Source organism: Shewanella algidipiscicola (assembly GCF_900380485.1).
Taxonomy (GTDB): domain Bacteria; phylum Pseudomonadota; class Gammaproteobacteria; order Enterobacterales; family Shewanellaceae; genus Shewanella; species Shewanella algidipiscicola.
This window is the reverse complement of record NZ_OXJV01000001.1, coordinates 1-17,741: the sequence shown is the minus strand read 5'-3', so window position 1 is coordinate 17,741 and position 17,741 is coordinate 1. Positions and strand designations below refer to the sequence as shown.

The 17,741-nt window shown below is 48.2% G+C and carries 15 protein-coding genes; 8 read left to right on the top strand and 7 right to left on the bottom strand.

Features of this window, described 5'->3' with window-relative positions; genetic code table 11:
* The first annotated feature begins 236 nt into the window (after positions 1–236).
* Positions 237–1,763, top strand: coding sequence for a leucyl aminopeptidase (locus tag DN599_RS00070; RefSeq protein ID WP_110455634.1), 1,527 nt, complete (start codon positions 237–239; stop codon positions 1,761–1,763).
* A gap of 131 nt (positions 1,764–1,894) precedes the next feature.
* Here the strand turns inward: DN599_RS00070 and DN599_RS00065 are convergent, their stop codons facing one another.
* The 6 genes from DN599_RS00065 to lptM are packed head-to-tail and all read right to left on the bottom strand — an operon-like array spanning position 1,895 to position 6,444.
* Complete coding sequence (locus DN599_RS00065) at positions 1,895–2,611, bottom strand: HAD-IA family hydrolase (RefSeq protein WP_162599156.1); 717 nt, start codon at positions 2,609–2,611, stop codon at positions 1,895–1,897.
* Positions 2,607–3,503 (bottom strand): tyrosine recombinase XerC, encoded by an 897-nt coding sequence (gene xerC / locus DN599_RS00060; RefSeq protein WP_110455632.1) that lies wholly within the window; start codon positions 3,501–3,503, stop codon positions 2,607–2,609. Before xerC ends, DN599_RS00065 begins: the two co-directional genes overlap by 5 nt.
* 4 nt (positions 3,504–3,507) lie before the next feature.
* A complete protein-coding gene (locus DN599_RS00055) occupies positions 3,508–4,134 on the bottom strand; it encodes a DUF484 family protein (RefSeq protein WP_110456731.1) in 627 nt (208 codons plus the stop codon).
* Between the two features lie 14 nt (positions 4,135–4,148).
* Positions 4,149–4,982 carry a diaminopimelate epimerase gene (dapF, locus tag DN599_RS00050; protein ID WP_110455631.1) on the bottom strand — a complete coding sequence of 278 codons (834 nt, stop codon included), beginning with the start codon at positions 4,980–4,982 and terminating at the stop codon, positions 4,149–4,151.
* Positions 4,983–5,026: 44 nt separating this feature from the next.
* Entirely contained in the window at positions 5,027–6,271 is a 1,245-nt protein-coding gene (gene lysA, locus DN599_RS00045; protein WP_110455630.1) for a diaminopimelate decarboxylase, read from the bottom strand.
* A 2-nt stretch (positions 6,272–6,273) separates the two neighbouring features.
* Complete coding sequence (gene lptM / locus DN599_RS18680; RefSeq protein WP_162924125.1) at positions 6,274–6,444, bottom strand: LPS translocon maturation chaperone LptM; 171 nt, start codon at positions 6,442–6,444, stop codon at positions 6,274–6,276.
* 196 nt (positions 6,445–6,640) lie between these two features.
* Here lptM and DN599_RS00040 point away from each other — a divergent pair, with 196 nt between their 5' ends.
* Both DN599_RS00040 and cyaY read left to right on the top strand, forming a co-directional pair.
* Positions 6,641–6,805: a hypothetical protein gene (locus tag DN599_RS00040; RefSeq protein ID WP_162599124.1), complete on the top strand. Its 165-nt coding sequence runs from the start codon at positions 6,641–6,643 to the stop codon at positions 6,803–6,805.
* Positions 6,806–6,892: 87 nt separating this feature from the next.
* A complete protein-coding gene (gene cyaY, locus DN599_RS00035) occupies positions 6,893–7,225 on the top strand; it encodes an iron donor protein CyaY (protein WP_110455628.1) in 333 nt (110 codons plus the stop codon).
* A 38-nt stretch (positions 7,226–7,263) separates the two neighbouring features.
* On the opposite strand, the gene DN599_RS00030 is transcribed toward cyaY, so the two are convergent.
* The gene (locus tag DN599_RS00030) at positions 7,264–9,684 is read right to left on the bottom strand and encodes a class I adenylate cyclase (RefSeq protein ID WP_110455627.1); all 2,421 of its coding nucleotides are present in this window, start codon (positions 9,682–9,684) and stop codon (positions 7,264–7,266) included.
* Positions 9,685–9,895: 211 nt separating this feature from the next.
* Here DN599_RS00030 and hemC point away from each other — a divergent pair, with 211 nt between their 5' ends.
* The 5 genes from hemC to DN599_RS00005 all read left to right on the top strand — a co-directional run.
* Positions 9,896–10,825, top strand: coding sequence for a hydroxymethylbilane synthase (hemC, locus tag DN599_RS00025; RefSeq protein WP_110455626.1), 930 nt, complete (start codon positions 9,896–9,898; stop codon positions 10,823–10,825).
* A gap of 5 nt (positions 10,826–10,830) precedes the next feature.
* Complete coding sequence (locus DN599_RS00020; protein WP_110455625.1) at positions 10,831–11,562, top strand: uroporphyrinogen-III synthase; 732 nt, start codon at positions 10,831–10,833, stop codon at positions 11,560–11,562.
* A 49-nt stretch (positions 11,563–11,611) separates the two neighbouring features.
* Positions 11,612–12,751, top strand: a complete 1,140-nt coding sequence (locus DN599_RS00015) for a uroporphyrinogen-III C-methyltransferase (protein ID WP_110455624.1) — start codon at positions 11,612–11,614, stop codon at positions 12,749–12,751.
* Positions 12,748–13,914, top strand: a complete 1,167-nt coding sequence (locus tag DN599_RS00010) for a heme biosynthesis HemY N-terminal domain-containing protein (RefSeq protein WP_110455623.1) — start codon at positions 12,748–12,750, stop codon at positions 13,912–13,914. Before DN599_RS00015 ends, DN599_RS00010 begins: the two co-directional genes overlap by 4 nt.
* Before the next feature lie 291 nt (positions 13,915–14,205).
* On the top strand, positions 14,206–17,741 hold a 3,536-nt coding region (locus DN599_RS00005), incomplete at its 3' end, for a retention module-containing protein (protein WP_162599123.1).

The following is a 17,741-nucleotide window of genomic DNA, read 5'->3' as shown; positions in this document are numbered from 1 at the left end:
AAAACAGTGCATTAACGAGATAGTGATGCGTAACTTAAGTTTCGACTCATGTTTATTTTGTAAACTTACCCGCCATGTGGCAACTCATGATGAAAGTTATCCCTAATGTTAAATTACCGCGGCACCTTTTCATTACATGCTACTGGCCATAATAAGAAAATTTTCAAGCTAAGCACACGCCAACTCAAGCTAAAAATACAACAACCTATTGGGCTCGATTGGCGCTAGAGGATATTATGTTAACTAAAAAAAACCTGATCACCACCGCACTAACCCTTGGTTTATGGGGCGCCACTGCACAAGCCGAAACGTTCAATTTTGTACAACAACCAGACACTCAAGATACCTTGGTGGTATTTCAAGCAGGTGAGCATGTCTCCAGTGATTTAACCCGACTAGATGAATTATCTCAACAACAGATTTCCAACGCGCTCAAACTCAAACAGTTCAACGGAGAGATGGGGCAAATCGTTGAAGTGTTAATGCCGCAAGGACTTGATACTCAACGACTAGTCATTATGGGGATCGGTGATAGCAATAAAATGACCTCAGGTGAGGTAAACAAGCTAGGTGCCAATATTACGGCCTACTTTAGCCAAAACCAAAGCCAAGCGATATCGGTCCTCACCTCTGGGCTTAGCGATCGCAACAGCAATACCAGCTTCGCTGCAGAGCTGGCTCACGGGATTAACTTACGCGCCTATCAATTTGATAAATATCTAACAGAGAAGAAGCCAGCAGAAAAGCACTACCAGATTAGTGCCAGTAACAGCGAAGCCACTCAGGCCCGCTACCAACAACTTGCCGCCATTGAAAAAGGTGTTTTTTTAGCTCGAGATCTCACCTCTGAAGTCCCCAGCGCTATGACGCCGGTCGATTTTGCCAATGCAGCGAAAGAACTCAAAAAACTCGGCGTAAAAATAACTATCTTAACGCCAGAGCAAATTGAAAAACTTGGCATGGGTGCCCTACATGCGGTGGGTCGTGGCTCCAATGAGGGAGCACGTTTAGTTGTGGCTCATTGGCAAGGCAATGATAACGCTCCCATCGCCCTTGTCGGCAAAGGGATCACCTTTGACTCTGGTGGCTATAACATTAAAGCCGTCGGCGACTCTATCTCACGCATGAAGTCTGATATGGCGGGAGCTGCGACCGTATTAGGTACCATTAAGGCCTTAGCATTGCAGCAGGCTGACGTCAATGTGGTGGGCGTCATGGCCATGGCAGCCAATATGGTCTCTGCAACGGCTTTAGCCCCTGGCGATGTATTAATGACCGCCGAAGGCTTAAGCGTGGAAGTATTAAACACAGATGCTGAGGGAAGATTAGTCCTCGCCGATGGCATGTGGTACGCCCGTCACCATTATGAACCACAAGTCATGGTAGATATTGCCACCTTAACTGGCTCAAAAGTACGGGCTCTAGGTAAACGTTATACCGCCATTTTTAGCGATGATGATACCTTAGTCGATGAATTGACCTTCTCTGGTCATGCGGTAGATGAAAAACTCTGGCGACTACCATTGGCCTATGAAGATCTCTTAAAGAGCCCCATTGCCGATTTGAAAAACGCCGGTTATGGCGGCCCAGGTGCATCGACGGCGGCCGTATTTCTAAAACAGTTCAGCGGTGATACCAGTTGGGCTCACCTCGATATCGCAGGCAGTGCCTTGGCAGCCAAAGATGAAGGGATAACGCCTGAGGGCGGCACAGGCCACGGCGTGCGTCTATTAAGCCACTGGATCATGAATCGAGACAAATAACTCAGAACACACCAAGCACGCCCCATGGATATAAGGCGTGCTTTTTTACCTAAATACCATAACAACCAACAAGACAATGGAATAGTGGAAACCATCACCTTCCACCCATAAACAACGAGTGAATGCCAGAGCTAAGCCAGTTGCAGTAGATCGCTCAGGGCGGTTAAGTGCAAATGAGGTAACAGCCCAGAGCCTGCTACTTGAGGATCGCGACCAACAGCCGGGTTTAACCATGCCGCCTGACAACCCGCAAGGCGTGCGCCTTGCACATCGGCTGTATAGCTATCCCCCACATGCAGTAACAACTTAGTGGGTAAAGCTAAACGTGTGGCCGCTTGATAAAACATATCAGCATAAGGTTTCATACGAGTGCCATTACCCGGGTGCAGCACAAATTCAAACACCTCGCCAAGGCCAATTTGCTTGGCATCGACATTGCCATTGGTGATCCCTACCAGAGGATACCGCGCGGCTAATTGCTGTAAAATTGCTAACACCTCGGGTGCCACAGTGAAATCGGCGCGATGATAACGGAAATAATCTAAGCCCTCTCTCGCCCCTACAGCCGCGACTTGTCGATCGTAACCCAGCATGAGCAGACCTTGCTCTAAGGTGACGAGTCTGGCCGCCGTGGTGTCATGGGCTAATAAAGGTGACTCGAATAACAGCTGTTGTTTAAGCTGCTGCCAATCTTGGGCTTGAAACTGCAGTGTCTTAGGGTATTGCTGAGCTAAAAAGGCCCATAATTGACGCTCGGCGTTGCGCATAACAGGACGATTATCATAAAGAGTATCGTCTAAGTCGAAGCTGATTGCATTGATGGCAGTTGGCCGAATTGCAACACTAATCATTATCACCTCGTTTTTTGGCTCTAGGGTGAGCCCCGTCGTACACCTTAGCAAGGTGTTGGAAATCAAGACTGGTATACACTTGGGTAGTCGATAAATTGGCGTGACCAAGGAGCTCTTGTACCGCCCTTAAGTCGGCGCTCGACTCCAACATGTGGGTAGCAAAAGAGTGACGTAATTTATGCGGGTGAACATGCATGCTCAACCCTTGCGCTTGCCCCCATTTATTGAGCCGCGCTTGAATACTGCGATGGGCCAAACGATTACCTTTGGCCGTCACAAACAAGGCATCATCAATACATGGCAAGCTCGCGCGTATCGTCAGCCATTGCTCAATCGCCGCCATCGCGATGCGGCCGACAGGCACAATACGTTCTTTACTGCCCTTACCCATCACCTTGACCTGATACTCACCGTATTGAATATCTATGGTGTTGAGTGCAGCCAGTTCGGCGAGTCGCAGGCCAGAGGAGTAAAACAGCTCCATCATCGCTTTATCTCGCAGCGACAAGGGATCGTCCCCCTCGATAGATAACAGATGAGTCACCGAATCTACGTCCATATTTTTTGGCAGCGGCTTACCTTGCTTAGGCGCACTTAGTAGGGCTGTTGGATCGAGATTGATGAGCGACTCTCGCTGTAAATACTGATAAAACTGTTTTAAGGCCGATAAACCTAAGGCGATAGATCGTGGCCCCAACCCTTGGCGATGCAGCTTATTGAGCACACCTTGCAGATGCTCGCCATCCACCTGATGCCAGCCAAGCTCCTGAGGTAACAAAGTTTGTACCCGCTGTAACTCAAAACGGTAGTTACGCACGGTATGAGGAGAAAGCTGCCGCTCAGAAGTGAGGTAACTTTCAAACCGCGCCGTCCAGTCTGTTCCGCTCATGACATTACAGCTTTGGCAACAGGTGGTCGAGTAACTGCTTTAGTTGATCTAACAATAGGTTATCCATCTCAGGATGGAAATGTACCGGATCGGCGCTGGCAATAGCAAAGATCACCTGCCCACATTGCTCCGATAAACGTGACAAGGCTACCGAACCGACTTCGCTACCAAATAATCGTTTAGACTCTGTTTGGGTCAATCGCCCAAAATAGTAGCCTTGCTTCAATCTGTTACTCCAAATATGCGACAGTTCACTGTCGATATCGTGCACGGTAATTAAACGCACATGGGTAAATTGAAATTGCTGCTGTAACTCGGCGCAGAGCACCTGCCTAAGCTCACCTAAATCGGCAGCCTGTAACAATTTAAGCGAGAGCGCAGTATTAAACATGTAGATCTGCTCATTACGCGAGGCCATCGTCAGCAGAGAGGTGATCTCCTCTTCTAGCTGAGCCACTCGGGTGCGCAACATCTCTTGCCTGCGCTCCACCAAAGAGACGGCACCGCGTTGCGCGTGAGGAATACGCATTGCCAATAATAACTCTGGGTAGCGGCTAAAAAAATCCGGATTATCGAGTAGGTATTCGCGGATCAAGATCTCATCGAAAGGCAGCGGTGTTTTGTTATTCATCACATCATTCATAATTATATCTGTCCGTCATACACATGCTCTGCTGGGCCAGTCATCCACAGGGGAGCCCCCTCACCTTCCCAGTTGATAGTGAGCGTACCACCGGGTAGATCAACACGCACTCGCTTATCTAGCTTACCTTGCAGCTGACCTACCACCACAGCCGCACAAGCGCCACTACCACAAGCTAAGGTTTCGGCCGCACCGCGCTCATACACTCGTAGCTTAATATGGCCGCGATTGACCACCTGCATAAAGCCGACATTCACCCCCTTGGGGAAGCGTTCATGATGGGTTAGGAGCGCGCCTATACCTGCAACATCGGCACTGCTGATATCGTCAACATCAAGCACGCAATGGGGATTCCCCATAGACACAGCGCCACATAAAAAGGTGCGCATCTCATCGCCACGCTGGGTTTGCAGCAAGTAGGTCTTTTCCGCTTTTTTGGCACTAAAGGGGATCTGACTTGGATCTAAAATCGGCACGCCCATATTCACAGTAACATTACCGTCGTGCTCTAAACGTAAGGTGATTTTGCCCGATGCGGTGCTCACCTTAATTTTATGCTTATTGGTGAGGCCTTTATTACGCACAAAACGGGCAAAACAACGTGCACCGTTACCGCATTGTTCAACTTCACTGCCGTCGGCATTGAAGATGCGATAATGAAAGTCTAATTCAGGATCGTAAGGCGGCTCGACCAACAATAGTTGATCAAAGCCCACGCCAAAATTTCGATCCGCTAATCGCTTTATCTGCTCTGGCGAGAAATAGACATTCTGGGTGACACCATCGACCACCATAAAATCATTGCCTAAACCATGCATCTTGGAGAATTGGATCAAAAGTGTATTCCTTTAAATAGCTTATCTAGCTCATTAACCATAGTTTACGGCAGTAACTGCTCACCTTGCCACAATTGCGACACGGTTTCTCGCGCTCTGACCACATAATGTTTATCGCCGTCGACCATCACCTCTGCCGCTCGGGGGCGAGAGTTGTAGTTAGATGACATGGTAAAGCCATAGGCGCCCGATGAACGCACCGCCAGTAGATCCTTGGCTTGCAGATTGAGCATTCTGTCTTTACCCAAGAAATCCCCAGTTTCGCACACAGGGCCCACGACATCGTAATTACGCTCAACACCTGCACGCGGCACAACGGGAATAATTTTTTGCCACGCACTGTACAATGAAGGACGGATTAAGTCATTCATCGCCCCATCGACAAGCGCGAAATTTTTGTCACTATTTTCTTTTAAATAAAGTACTTGAGTAACAAAGATACCGGCATTAGCGGCAATTGCCCGACCCGGTTCGAAAATCAATTTAAGATCGCGACCCTCGAGTTTATCGAGTAACGCCGCGGCATAATCACTGGGCGCTGGTGGCTGCTCATCATCATAAGTCACCCCAAGGCCACCGCCCACATCAAGGTGAGCAATCTTCACCCCTTGCTCGGCAAGGCGATCGATAAGCCCAAGCATTCTATCCATCGCATCGAGAAAAGGCTGGATCTCGGTCAGTTGCGAGCCGATATGACAATCGGCACCTTTGACCTCAAGCCCAGGTAATTGGTGAGCCCGAATAAAGATGCGCTCGGCCTCTTCCATGGCAATACCAAACTTGTTCTCTTTCAGACCCGTGGAAATATAAGGATGCGTGCCCGCATCAACATCTGGATTGACCCGCAATGAGACCGGGGCAACCTTGCCTAAACGCAGCGCCACTTCGTTAAGCAGCTCAAGTTCGGCGGCCGACTCCACATTAAAGCAATAGATACCTAACCCTAATGCCATCTCCATTTCTGCAACGGTTTTACCCACACCAGAAAACACCACCTTGCTAGGATCGCCACCGGCTTCAATCACCCGTGCAAGCTCACCACCGGAGACAATATCGAAACCGCTACCAAGTCGCGCCAACACATTAAGCACCGCCAAATTAGAATTGGCCTTCACGGCATAACAAATAAGATGAGGATGATTAGCCACGGCGCTATCAAAAGCATGCCAATGACGCTCTAGGGTCGCACGTGAATAGATATAAAGCGGCGTGCCATAGGTGTGCGCTAAATCTACGACGGAGCACTGCTCGGCATGAAGCGTACCCTCTTGATACAGAAAATAATCCATGGTTACTCCTTTACTGCAGATGTTGTCGCGGGCACTTCAGACTTGGGCGTAGTTTGCTCCGTCTGGTTATCTTGCGCCTCAGGGGTCTTGTATAGGGGGCCTTTTTGACCACAGGCCACCATAAATACACTGCCTAACAGCAGTAACGACATCAACTTCATCTTGTTCAACATCAGACATTCCGGGATTTAGAGGGATGGTAAACGACACAGTAACAGCGCCGCAGTTTGCGATTTAGCACGCTTGTATCGCCCTATACTACATGGCTAATCGGCCTAAGCCAGCTATTTAATTTACCCATTGGCATGGGGACTTATTGACCCAAATTACCAGTTCACGCATAAACTGGCGCAACAAGTGAAAACACTCATGTTTTCAACCAGAAAATCTGCCTTTGAATCAAGCTCGTTATCGGGTAAAAAAGCCCAACTACAGGCGTTAGATACATTGCTTGAGATGTTTGCAGAGATAGGTATAAAACGTCAAGCAGATATCCGTCTCTTGGCCGCTATTGTGGGTATTTTTATTGCCTAACTGCCCTGAGCATAAAAATCGATGGAGCCCAATGGATTGCATTGCTACTATATTGGCTCTGAAAATCATTTCATTGAAGGATGCCCCATGGCAATGACTGACTCCGAGTACCACAAACTCGCCGACGAGATGTTTAGCGCACTAGAAGATGCCATAGAATATGCAATCGATGAACAAGATGCCGATATCGATGTCGACGCATCTGGCAACGTATTACAACTGGAATTTCAGGACCACTCTAAGATAGTGATCAACAAACAAGAGCCACTGCATCAAATTTGGGTGGCAACCCAGTTTGGCGGATACCACTTCTCTTTTGTCGATGGTAAGTGGATTGATGAACGCAGCGACGCAGGTGAGTTTATGCCGTTTGTCGTTGAGTCTATTCGTCGCCAAGGTGATGTAACTCTTAAGCTGTAAGCATTAGAACACGATGGCGGTGCGGCGTCCCTGCACCGCTAAAATTCTGTCGAGGACTCATCGATACTGACACCAAACGGTAATGCCCGCAATTCACCATCGATGCGCACCAAGCTAAAAAACTGTGGCAAATTAAAACGTTGGTTGTCATTGTACGATTTATTAAACGCATGGTGATGGCTCACCTGACTGGCCAGTTCATCAATGTTTGTCCCTTGCTGAGTGTAATGATTGAGCTCATTTTGCTCATCGAGCACATACACATCAATTCCCTCTTCATGTTGGCGTAAAAAATACTGAATCGCGCCTAACGCCGCAAACTCCTGGATCACTTGAGGGATTTTACTAAAAGGCTCATTGCCTAAATCTGGTCGAGGCAACTCTAACATCCGCTGTTTAGACAAGCGCTGATAAAAGGCGGTGGCATGACTCAGGTCTTTATAGTTCATCCCTTTGGAGTTAAAAAATAAACCATATTTGATCCCACCAACCTCTAGTGGATAAACCATGGTCGATGAACTTTGTGCTTGTTTACTTAACCGATTAGCACGCTGCAGCAATAATCGTATTGCCTTCTCAAATTGTGACGCTAGGCGGCTAGAGCAACTCACCACATCTACCTGAACCTCATTAGGCGCCCTTTGTACCCCCGGATTGGTATAAGCCAACGCCTCTAAAATAGCTTCATTGCCATCAAAATGATGACAATGCCACTCGCCCCAACTGTTTTGGCAGATAACATCTAATGATTGCAGCATATTAGTGTGCTGTCGCCCCAACGAAAAGATATTGGCATTCATGTAATCGACCATGATCTCCTGGCCGCGCCAACTCACGGTGGGGTCGCTATTGAAATTAATTAAAAAAATCAATTTACGAAAGTACCAAGGTTGGCAAAGATCGAGTTTTGAGGCCCGCCACCCTGTCTCTTTCAAAATGGCTGGCAAGCGCCGAGCCGCTTTGGTTAACTGCTTGGTTTGATGGTGGTTTCCATTAAACTCATACCAATGAGTTGTGCTAGTTGAGGCACCATTTAAACTTGCCCACGCCAATAGCTTCGCTTTGCTCGGTGAGTGGTATACGGCGCGATTCGCCATAAAGTTTCGCGACTCTGGCGTGCAACGATACAAGTGGTAGTCTTGCGTTTGTTGGCTATAGACTACGGTTAAATCGGTTTCTGCAATCGACTCACTCCACAACCAGTTCAGCCGCGTGATCTGGGTGACATCTTCACTAAAATAGGTGTGTAACTTACGCGTTAATAAACCAAGATCGGATATTTTGAGGCTTTCACTCAGCTTGTTCACCGAGGCGAAGTGCAATAAGGTTTGGTAACTTCCCAGCATCAATTCATTTAGTTGCTCGTTAAACCATTGCAGCTGTCCACAATGCCAGTGAGCACACTCATCTAAAGTTCTGAGCAGGTTAGTTGACCAGCCCCAACGCTCAACTAAATGCTGCAACTTATGATAACGCCAATCTTTGGGATGATCGGCAACGGTCAACCTAATACCACACTTGAGGTAAAAACAACGTCTAACAATTTCCAGACGACGTTGATCATTTTTACTCTCTAAATAATGCTCTATCGATTGATACAACAGAAAATAGGCGTCATTAAAAGCCGAAAAATCCCCCGCCAAGGTGCGCTGCCATACTTGGGCGCTCACTAACTGGCTCTCGGGGTAATCACTGGCGTAGGCTTCTAACAACATCACCTTGAGCAGCGCCTTATGGGGCTTATCTAAGCCTTTATATAGCTGCCATAGCGAAGCTCCAAAATATTCACTCGCGGGTAAGTTGCTTACATCGCCTAAAAAAAGGTGTGTCTTGGGGGTCGATGATTGCGGCCACCAAGCAATGGGTTTACCAGCCAAGCAGATATGGCTGCGGTAAAATTCTTCGAGTAACAACCAATGCTGCGAACTTCCGCTGTGTTCACAGCCGATTGTCGATGCAATGGCATCATCTTGGCTCACTGAGAGCAGAAACTGCTTTGGGTGCACCAAATAGATATTGACCTCAAAATCATACTGGGCAAACCAAGCGGTCAATAGGGTTGCTTTATGCTGTAAGGATAAACACTGCTCATGAGAAAGATTAGGGTCATATACCACCCACACATCGATATCACTTTTAGGGTTTTGACCAAATGTAGCTGTGCTCCCCATGGAATACACCCCATAGATTGCCCTCGACTCATCTGACGTGTTATCTGGTGGAGTTATCGCAAAAATGCTACATGCCTCTAACACTTTTTCATCGGGTGTGTAGTACTCAATACCAAACGGCGTCACCAGACCATTATAACCGGGGCTGTCACTGCGGTGACTATGAAAAAACAAAGGAATCAAATAGAAAAGGTGTCGTTGCAAGGGAGTGAGTATCGCCAAAGCTCGTGCAAAACGAACTCGGTTTAAGCGTTCAGCCGTTTCGATATCATGCGCTTGGTAACTCAATGTTTGGCGACCCTGTTACAAATTAATTCCACTTATGCATGCTAACAGTTAATACAAAAACAGCAAGTATATGTGAGCTTGATCACACTTAATAGATAAGCTTGACTCAGCTGAGAGAGGCACACTTCAAAGAATCAGCAGTCGATTCTTACATAAGTTTGAAACCAATGTTAGCATTAGCGCAATTATGGCCTCTGATGGAATATCGAGCATGTCTGAAAACGTCATTCGTATCGCGACACGTAAAAGCCCACTTGCAATGTGGCAAGCTGAATTTGTAAAAGCCGAATTAGAAAAAGCGCATCCAACGTTGGTAGTAGAGTTACAGCCAATGAGCACCAAAGGTGATGTCATGCTAGACACACCATTGGCAAAGGTGGGCGGTAAAGGGCTGTTTGTAAAAGAACTTGAAGTGGCTATGCTCGAAGGCTTAGCCGACATTGCCGTGCATTCAATGAAAGACGTTCCGGTTGATTTTCCTGAAGGGTTAGGACTGGAAGTGATCTGTGAGCGCGAAGATCCCCGTGATGCTTTTGTATCAAATACCTATAAAACCATTGATGAACTTCCACACGGCGCTGTGGTAGGTACCTCAAGCTTACGTCGTCAATGCCAGATCCGTGCTGCGCGCCCAGATCTTGAGATTCGCGATCTGCGTGGTAACGTCGGCACTCGTCTTGCCAAATTAGATGCTGGTACTTACGATGCCATTATCCTTGCAGCAGCCGGACTCATTCGTCTCAAACTGGAAGATCGCATTGCCAGCTTTATCTCGGCTGAAGATTCACTACCGGCCAATGGCCAAGGTGCAGTAGGCATCGAATGCCGTACTAATGATGAGCGCGTTAAAGCCTTATTAGCGCCACTTGAGCACACTGAAACACGCCATCGCGTAATAGCCGAACGCGCTATGAACACCCGTTTAGAAGGTGGTTGTCAGGTGCCGATTGGCGCCTTTGCCGAAATATCGGGCGACACCCTCACCCTTCGCGGTTTAGTAGGTAACCCTGATGGTAGCCAAATTATCGAAGGGACGACGGTCGGATCAAGACACGATGCCGAGGCCTTGGGTATTGCACTAGCAGAAGACTTACTTGCTAAAGGTGCTAAAACCATCTTAGATGCTGTTTACGCTAAGTAATCAACATGAAAGTACTGCTGACGCGCCCTGAAGGGCGCAATCAGTCAATGATAGAGGCACTGAGTCAACGACAGGTGCCTTTTGTCGTTACCCCCTTACTCGAAGTCATCGCAACTGATGATATCTACAATGAAGCTGACATTGCCGCTTTTCATCAAGCCGATATCGTCATCTTCATCAGCACCAATGCGGTGACATATGCCGCTCGTGCGCTCAATAATCACTTCCCCGATAACATCGACTATTATGCCGTCGGCCAAGCCACCTTACTGTCACTACAGGCCTTAGGAGTTAATGCCATTGAGGCGCCAACAGACTGCCAACAGACAGAGGGACTTTTAACACTGCCCTCACTGCAAGCCTTAGATGGCCAAAACATTACCATAGTCCGTGGTGTCGGTGGTCGCGAAGCCTTGGCAGAGCAATTAGCCCAAAGGGGTGCTATTGTCAGTTATTGGCAGGTTTACCAACGTGAATGTCCGCCGCTTAACCACAGGGTTGCTTACGATTGGCAACAGCAAAATATCGACACTATTGTCATTACCAGCGGACAAATTCTCAGCCATCTAATGCAACTTGTGCCCAAAGAACTGTTTGCTTGGTTACACGCATGTCATATTATAGTGCCGAGTTCTCGGGTTTATGAGCAAGCCATAAATGCCGGGTTTACACACGTTACCAATGCTAGAGCAGCCAACAGCGATGCAGTACTAATAGCTTTAGGTTTAACAGCTTAAACCTTTTAGCCGCCTGCTATACTGGCTTTCGTCTTCAAGGATCTGTTGAATGGACAATAAAACGCAACAAAGCAACACCGTCGCCACACCTGAACCCGATGACAGCACAGAGGCGACATTTGCTGAGACGACGCCAACGTCACCATCGACAGAACCAACGAGTGAACCTAACGCGTCGCCTGGGGTTTCTTGGGGATTTTTATTTAACCTGATATTTATCTTATTACTACTGTTCGCCACCTTAGCGGGCGGCTTCTACCTATATCAAGAATTAACTATTCAAAAGCAAAAGGCGCTCGATTTGTCGGCTCAGATCCAGCAACGCCTCAATGATCCTGTCGCTCGCCTCACTCATTTAGAGCAGCAACAACGAGTGATAGAGCGTGAGGTGACCAATAAGCTTGACCGCATAACTCACTCGCAACAGCTTCTGCAGGAGCAAGTGAATAAACTCGCTCAACAAAACCCTAACCATTGGATGGCAGAAGAAGCCAAGTATTTAGTTAGAATGGCAGGGAGTAAACTCTGGCTCGAAAAAGATCCTCAAACCGCGTTGAGCTTACTCGAAGCCGCTGATGACCGCATTAAAACCATGAAAGATCCCTCGCTCACCCCGCTGCGCAAAGCATTAGCGCAAGATATGAGCAATGTGGCCGCCATTAAAACCACCGACATTGCCGGCACAGTGCTGACCTTAGACAGCATGATAGACAAGCTACCAAAATTAAAGTTAAATCGCACCCAATCAATATTAAGCAGTAAAGACGACTCATCGGCAATGACAGAGTCACTGGATGATTGGCAAGACAATCTGGCAAAATCATGGCAGGCGCTCATCGAAGAGTTTGTGGTGATACGTAAACGCACCACAGATCAGGCTCCCTTATTAGCGCCCGATCAGCAGTGGTATTTAGTCGAAAATATTCGCAACAAATTACTACAAGCCCAGCTTGCGTTATTACGTCAAGATCAGGTCAACTATCGTCAATCTATCCGCTTGGCTAGAAAGTGGATTTTTCAATATTTTGATTTAGCCGATAGCAAAACCGAGCAAACCTTAGCCGCTTTAGATGCCTTGGTCACTTTAGAGGTTCAAGCACCGACCATTAGCCAGTTTGCATCAACCCCGCTGCTACAACAACTTGTGACTCGAGGGAGCTTGATAAGCGAGCAGGAGAGTCCATTATGATTAAGGCGCTTGTCTACCTTGTTATCATCTTAATTGGGTTAGTCATCAGCCCTTATTTATCAGGTATTAATGGCTACCTGTATATGGCCATTGGCGACTATGAACTTGAGACCAGCCTGCTCTTTGCCCTGTTTATGGCCATTTTGTTTTATGCCACCTTGGTATTGATTGAATGGGCAGTGGTGTGGACCCTAAATATCATATTGAGCAGTCGTTTTTTACCCGAAAAATGGCGCAAAAAAGCAGCTAGAAAACATACTCTTAAGGGCGCATTGGCCCTTGCCGAAGAGGATTGGAGTGCTGCAGAGCAGGCCATGGCTAAAGGTGCTAGCAAGGGTGAAATCCCTGCACTGAACCTATTGGCAGCAGCCAGAGCGGCGCATCATCAACACAATATTGAGGCTCGCGATCACTATTTACTCGAGGCCGAAAAAGATCTTCAGGCCAGTAAAGCCGTGCAAACGACACGAGTACGTTATCTAATGCAGCAAGGCGAACTTGAACAAGCCAGAACCGTTTTAGATAAGCTCAATCCGACCAGTAAAAGTAAAGCCCCGCTGCTCCGCTTGGCATTAGAGCTATATCAAGCTCAACAAGATTGGCAAGCACTCAAATTGTTACTTCCTATCATTAATAAGCGCGGCATACTTAGTGCTGAGGAGTTTCAGACACTCAATAGCAAAACCAACAAGGCATTATTACAAGCTGCAGCAGAGCAAAATGAGCAGGAGCTTGAAAAAGCTTGGCACTGGCTGAGCCGCACCGAGCGCAAGCAACCTCTCTTTATCGCCCAATATGCCGTTGGGTTGGCCCGCTATGAGCGAAAAGAGGAGGCATTAAAATTGTTATTTAAGCAATTGAAGCACAACGCTGATCAGGATATTTTTGCCGCATTGACAGCCATTGTGACGCCTGCCGATCTCGATGCAAGGAAGCAGCTATTTGATCTGCAAAGTAAATATGCTGAAAATCCAGATTATCAAGCCTGTATTGCCACCCTTTACGATCAAAGCAAAGAGTTTACTGAATCGCTCAAATGGTGGCGAAAAGTCTGTTTTCAAGCGCCAACTAAAAGCCGCTGGTTGGCTCTCGCGACGGCTCAGGAACATATTGGTGAACTACACGCCGCGTTACAAAGTTATCGTAATGCCTTCAGTGACTGAAGATTGATTATATTTTTTTAAACTAAAAAACCACCTTTAAAGGTGGTTTTTTACTTAAAGAACTAGAACAAAAGTTTAACAATTAAAGTAATCCTCATTAAAACAATTGATTACTTTTTTTGGCGACTAACGTCAAATTTGGTCGTCTATTGCCTCCCGTTCCCATCAGTTGACAGTAATTCAAAGCTCACCACACTTAAGTAAGTAGAAGCTAGCTCAGAAACACGCATAACTAGAGCAATACCTCTGTATTAGCTCAACATTTTATGCCTAGTAAAGCGAGAAATTATTATGGGTACATCAATCACGACACAAGACGCTGTAGTCACTAATCTTGTCGGTCAACTTACCGTAAAGGATGAGCAAGGAAATATCAGAGTAATTAACGTTGGCGATACCATCAAAGCGGGTGAGCAGCTGATTTTTTCTGACACTGCGACATTTGACTTAATCTATGACGATGGTACCTCAAAAAATCAAGCTCAAATAGCCCAGCCCCCTGTAGAGCAGCCAACCGACAACGATGGCGAAGTAGATAATGCCAATCAAGTTGCTGATACGCCCGTGGCTATCGACCCAGAAATCGCTGCGCTTCAAGCACAAATACTCGCAGGTGAAGATCCTACCGAAGGATTACCTGAAACCGCTGCTGGTGATGAGACACTAGGCAATGAGGGGTCTAATTTTGTCTCACTCACACGTAATGGGGACGAAACGCTCGCCAACGCAGGATGGGATACGGCCGGGTTCACTCTAGCTGCCGCAACCACAGACGAAGCTTTAGCGATCCCAGATATCGTACTTGCTGCGCCTACCGTTTCTTCAGCAACTTTCTCCATTTTTGAAGCTAATATGCCTGAAGGGAGCGACCCGTCGGCGCTACTCAATAGACTAGCATCCAATATTAAAGCTAACGCTGAATCGGGAATTGATACCCTAAAAATCAACGGCATTACTATTATTGATGACGGCCAATTTGTCGGCCCGTTAGTCATTAATACCGCCAGTGGTGTACTGACGATCACAAGCTTTAACAGCGCCACGGGCCAATTTGACTATGACTACAACCTTAATTCTAGTGTCGACCATAACGTCAGCGATCAGACCCAATTACTCTTTAATATTGAATTAGTCGACGGGGCAGGCAATGTTGCCAACGGCATCATTACGATAAACATTATCGACGATCAACCCAGTAGTCTTGCTGATATCAATAGCGTCACAGAAGATCAAGGCGGGCAAGTCCTAGGTAATCTACTTTCAAATGATACATTAGGCGCCGATTCGGCCGAAGTCACCGCGATCACCAACAGCCAAGGCGAGACGATAGCGATAACTGGAGCCACCTCTACCCAAGGGGCATTTGGTGTACTAATCGTATTTTCCGACGGTAGCTACACCTACCAATTAGATAATTCATTAGTGGCGATTCAGTCATTAGCAACAGGTGAGCAACTCACCGATATCTTTACTTATCAGCTGACTGATGGGGATGGTGATATCGCGAACTCACCACTAACTATCACTATTACAGGTACTAATGACGCCCCTGAAACCGATGTGCTACAAACCGCTGGCGATGAGGACACCTTGATCACGGTGCCGGCCTTAAGCGGTAGCGACCTTGATGGTCAGGTGGTGAGCTTTGTGATTGACAGCCTGCCTGCCAACGGCACCTTGATGCTCAATGGCGGGGCCGTGAGTATTGGCATGACGGTGCCCGTCGCCGATGCCGCCAACCTCACCTTTATGCCCGATGAGAACTGGAACGGTGAAACCACCTTTGACTATTATTCGGTCGATAATGATGGCTTGGCCGATACCACGCCGGCCACTGTCACTATCACCATTGATGCCGTCAACGATGCGCCTGAGACCGATAACTTAGCCACCTCAGGTAACGAGGACACCTTAATTACGGTGCCGGCCTTAAGCGGTAGTGACCTTGATGGTCAGGTGGTGAGCTTTGTGATTGACAGCCTGCCTGCCAATGGCACCTTGATGCTCAATGGCGGGGCCGTGAGTATTGGCATGACAGTGCCCATCGCCGATGCCGCCAACCTCACCTTTATGCCCGATGAGAACTGGAACGGTGAGACCACCTTTGACTATCACTCGGTCGATAATGATGGCTTGACCGATGCGACGCCTGCCACCGTCACTATCACCATTGATGCCGTCAACGATGCGCCTGAGACCGATAACTTAGCCACCTCAGGTAACGAGGACACCTTNATTNCGGTGCCGGCCTTAAGCGGTAGTGACCTTGATGGTCAGGTGGTNAGCTTTGTGATTGACAGCCTGCCTGCCAACGGCACCTTGATGCTCAATGGCGGGGCCGTGAGTATTGGCATGACGGTGCCCATCGCCGATGCGGCCAACCTCACCTTCATGCGCGATGAGAACTGGAACGGTGAGACCGCCTTTGATTATCACAAAGGCGATAATGATGGCTTGGCCGATGCGACGCCAGCCACTGTCACTATCACCATTGATGCCGTCAACGATGCGCCTGAGACCGATAACTTAGCCACCTCAGGTAACGAGGACACCTTAATTACGGTGCCGGCCTTAAGCGGTAGTGACCTTGATGGTCAGGTGGTGAGCTTTGTGATTGACAGCCTGCCTGCCAATGGCACCTTGATGCTCAATGGCGGGGCCGTGAGTATTGGCATGACAGTGCTCATTGCCGATGCGGCCAACCTCACCTTTATGCCCGATGCGAACTGGAACGGTGAGACCACCTTTGACTATCACTCAATCGATAATGATGGCTTGACCGATGCGACGCCAGCCACTGTCACTATCACTGTTGATGCCGTCAACGATGCGCCTGAGACCGATAACTTAGCCACCTCAGGTAACGAGGACACCTTGATTGCGGTGCCGGCCTTAAGCGGTAGTGACCTTGATGGTCAGGTGGTNAGCTTTGTGATTGACAGCCTGCCTGCCAACGGCACCTTGATGCTCAATGGCGTGGCGGTCACTCTTGGTATGACNGTGCTCATTGCCGATGCGGCCAACCTCACCTTNATGCCCGATGNGAACTGGAACGGTGANACCACCTTTGACTATCACTCAGTCGATAATGATGGCTTGGCCGATGCGACGCCNGCCACTGTCACTATCACCNTTGATGCCGTCAACGATGCGCCTGAGACCGACGATTTAGCCACCTCAGGTAACGAGGACACCTTAATTGCGGTGCCGGCCTTAAGCGGTAGTGACCTTGATGGTCAGGTGGTGAGCTTTGTGATTGACAGCCTGCCTGCCAANGGCACCTTGATGCTCAATGGCGTGGCGGTCACTCTTGGTATGACNGTGCTCATTGCCGATGCGGCCAACCTCACCTTTATGCCCGATGCGAACTGGAACGGTGAGACCACCTTTGACTATCACTCNGTCGATAATGATGGCTTGACCGATGCGACGCCNGCCACTGTCACTATCACCNTTGATGCCGTCAACGATGCGCCTGAGACCGATAACTTAGCCACCTCAGGTAACGAGGACACCTTNATTGCGGTGCCGGCCTTAAGCGGTAGTGACCTTGATGGTCAGGTGGTCAGCTTTGTGATTGACAGCCTGCCTGCCAACGGCACCTTGATGCTCAATGGCGGGGCCGTGAGTATTGGCATGACAGTGCCCATCGCCGATGCNGCCAACCTCACCTTTATGCCCGATGNGAACTGGAACGGTGAGACCACCTTTGACTATCACTCGGTCGATAATGATGGCTTGACCGATGCGACGCCTGCCACTGTCACTATCACCGTTGATGCCGTCAACGATGCGCCTGAGACCGACGATTTAGCCACCTCAGGTAA

Excerpts from the sequence above, each read along its gene's own strand:
- DN599_RS00070 (WP_110455634.1), top strand. The coding sequence starts at position 237 with ATGTTAACTAAAAAAAACCTGATCACCACCGCACTAACCCTTGGTTTA.
- xerC (WP_110455632.1), bottom strand. The coding sequence starts at position 3,503 with ATGAGCGGAACAGACTGGACGGCGCGGTTTGAAAGTTACCTCACTTCT.
- DN599_RS00055 (WP_110456731.1), bottom strand. The coding sequence starts at position 4,134 with ATGAATAACAAAACACCGCTGCCTTTCGATGAGATCTTGATCCGCGAA.
- lysA (WP_110455630.1), bottom strand. The coding sequence starts at position 6,271 with ATGGATTATTTTCTGTATCAAGAGGGTACGCTTCATGCCGAGCAGTGC.
- lptM (WP_162924125.1), bottom strand. The coding sequence starts at position 6,444 with ATGTTGAACAAGATGAAGTTGATGTCGTTACTGCTGTTAGGCAGTGTA.
- DN599_RS00040 (WP_162599124.1), top strand. The coding sequence starts at position 6,641 with ATGTTTTCAACCAGAAAATCTGCCTTTGAATCAAGCTCGTTATCGGGT.
- cyaY (WP_110455628.1), top strand. The coding sequence starts at position 6,893 with ATGGCAATGACTGACTCCGAGTACCACAAACTCGCCGACGAGATGTTT.
- hemC (WP_110455626.1), top strand. The coding sequence starts at position 9,896 with ATGTCTGAAAACGTCATTCGTATCGCGACACGTAAAAGCCCACTTGCA.
- DN599_RS00020 (WP_110455625.1), top strand. The coding sequence starts at position 10,831 with ATGAAAGTACTGCTGACGCGCCCTGAAGGGCGCAATCAGTCAATGATA.
- DN599_RS00015 (WP_110455624.1), top strand. The coding sequence starts at position 11,612 with ATGGACAATAAAACGCAACAAAGCAACACCGTCGCCACACCTGAACCC.
- DN599_RS00010 (WP_110455623.1), top strand. The coding sequence starts at position 12,748 with ATGATTAAGGCGCTTGTCTACCTTGTTATCATCTTAATTGGGTTAGTC.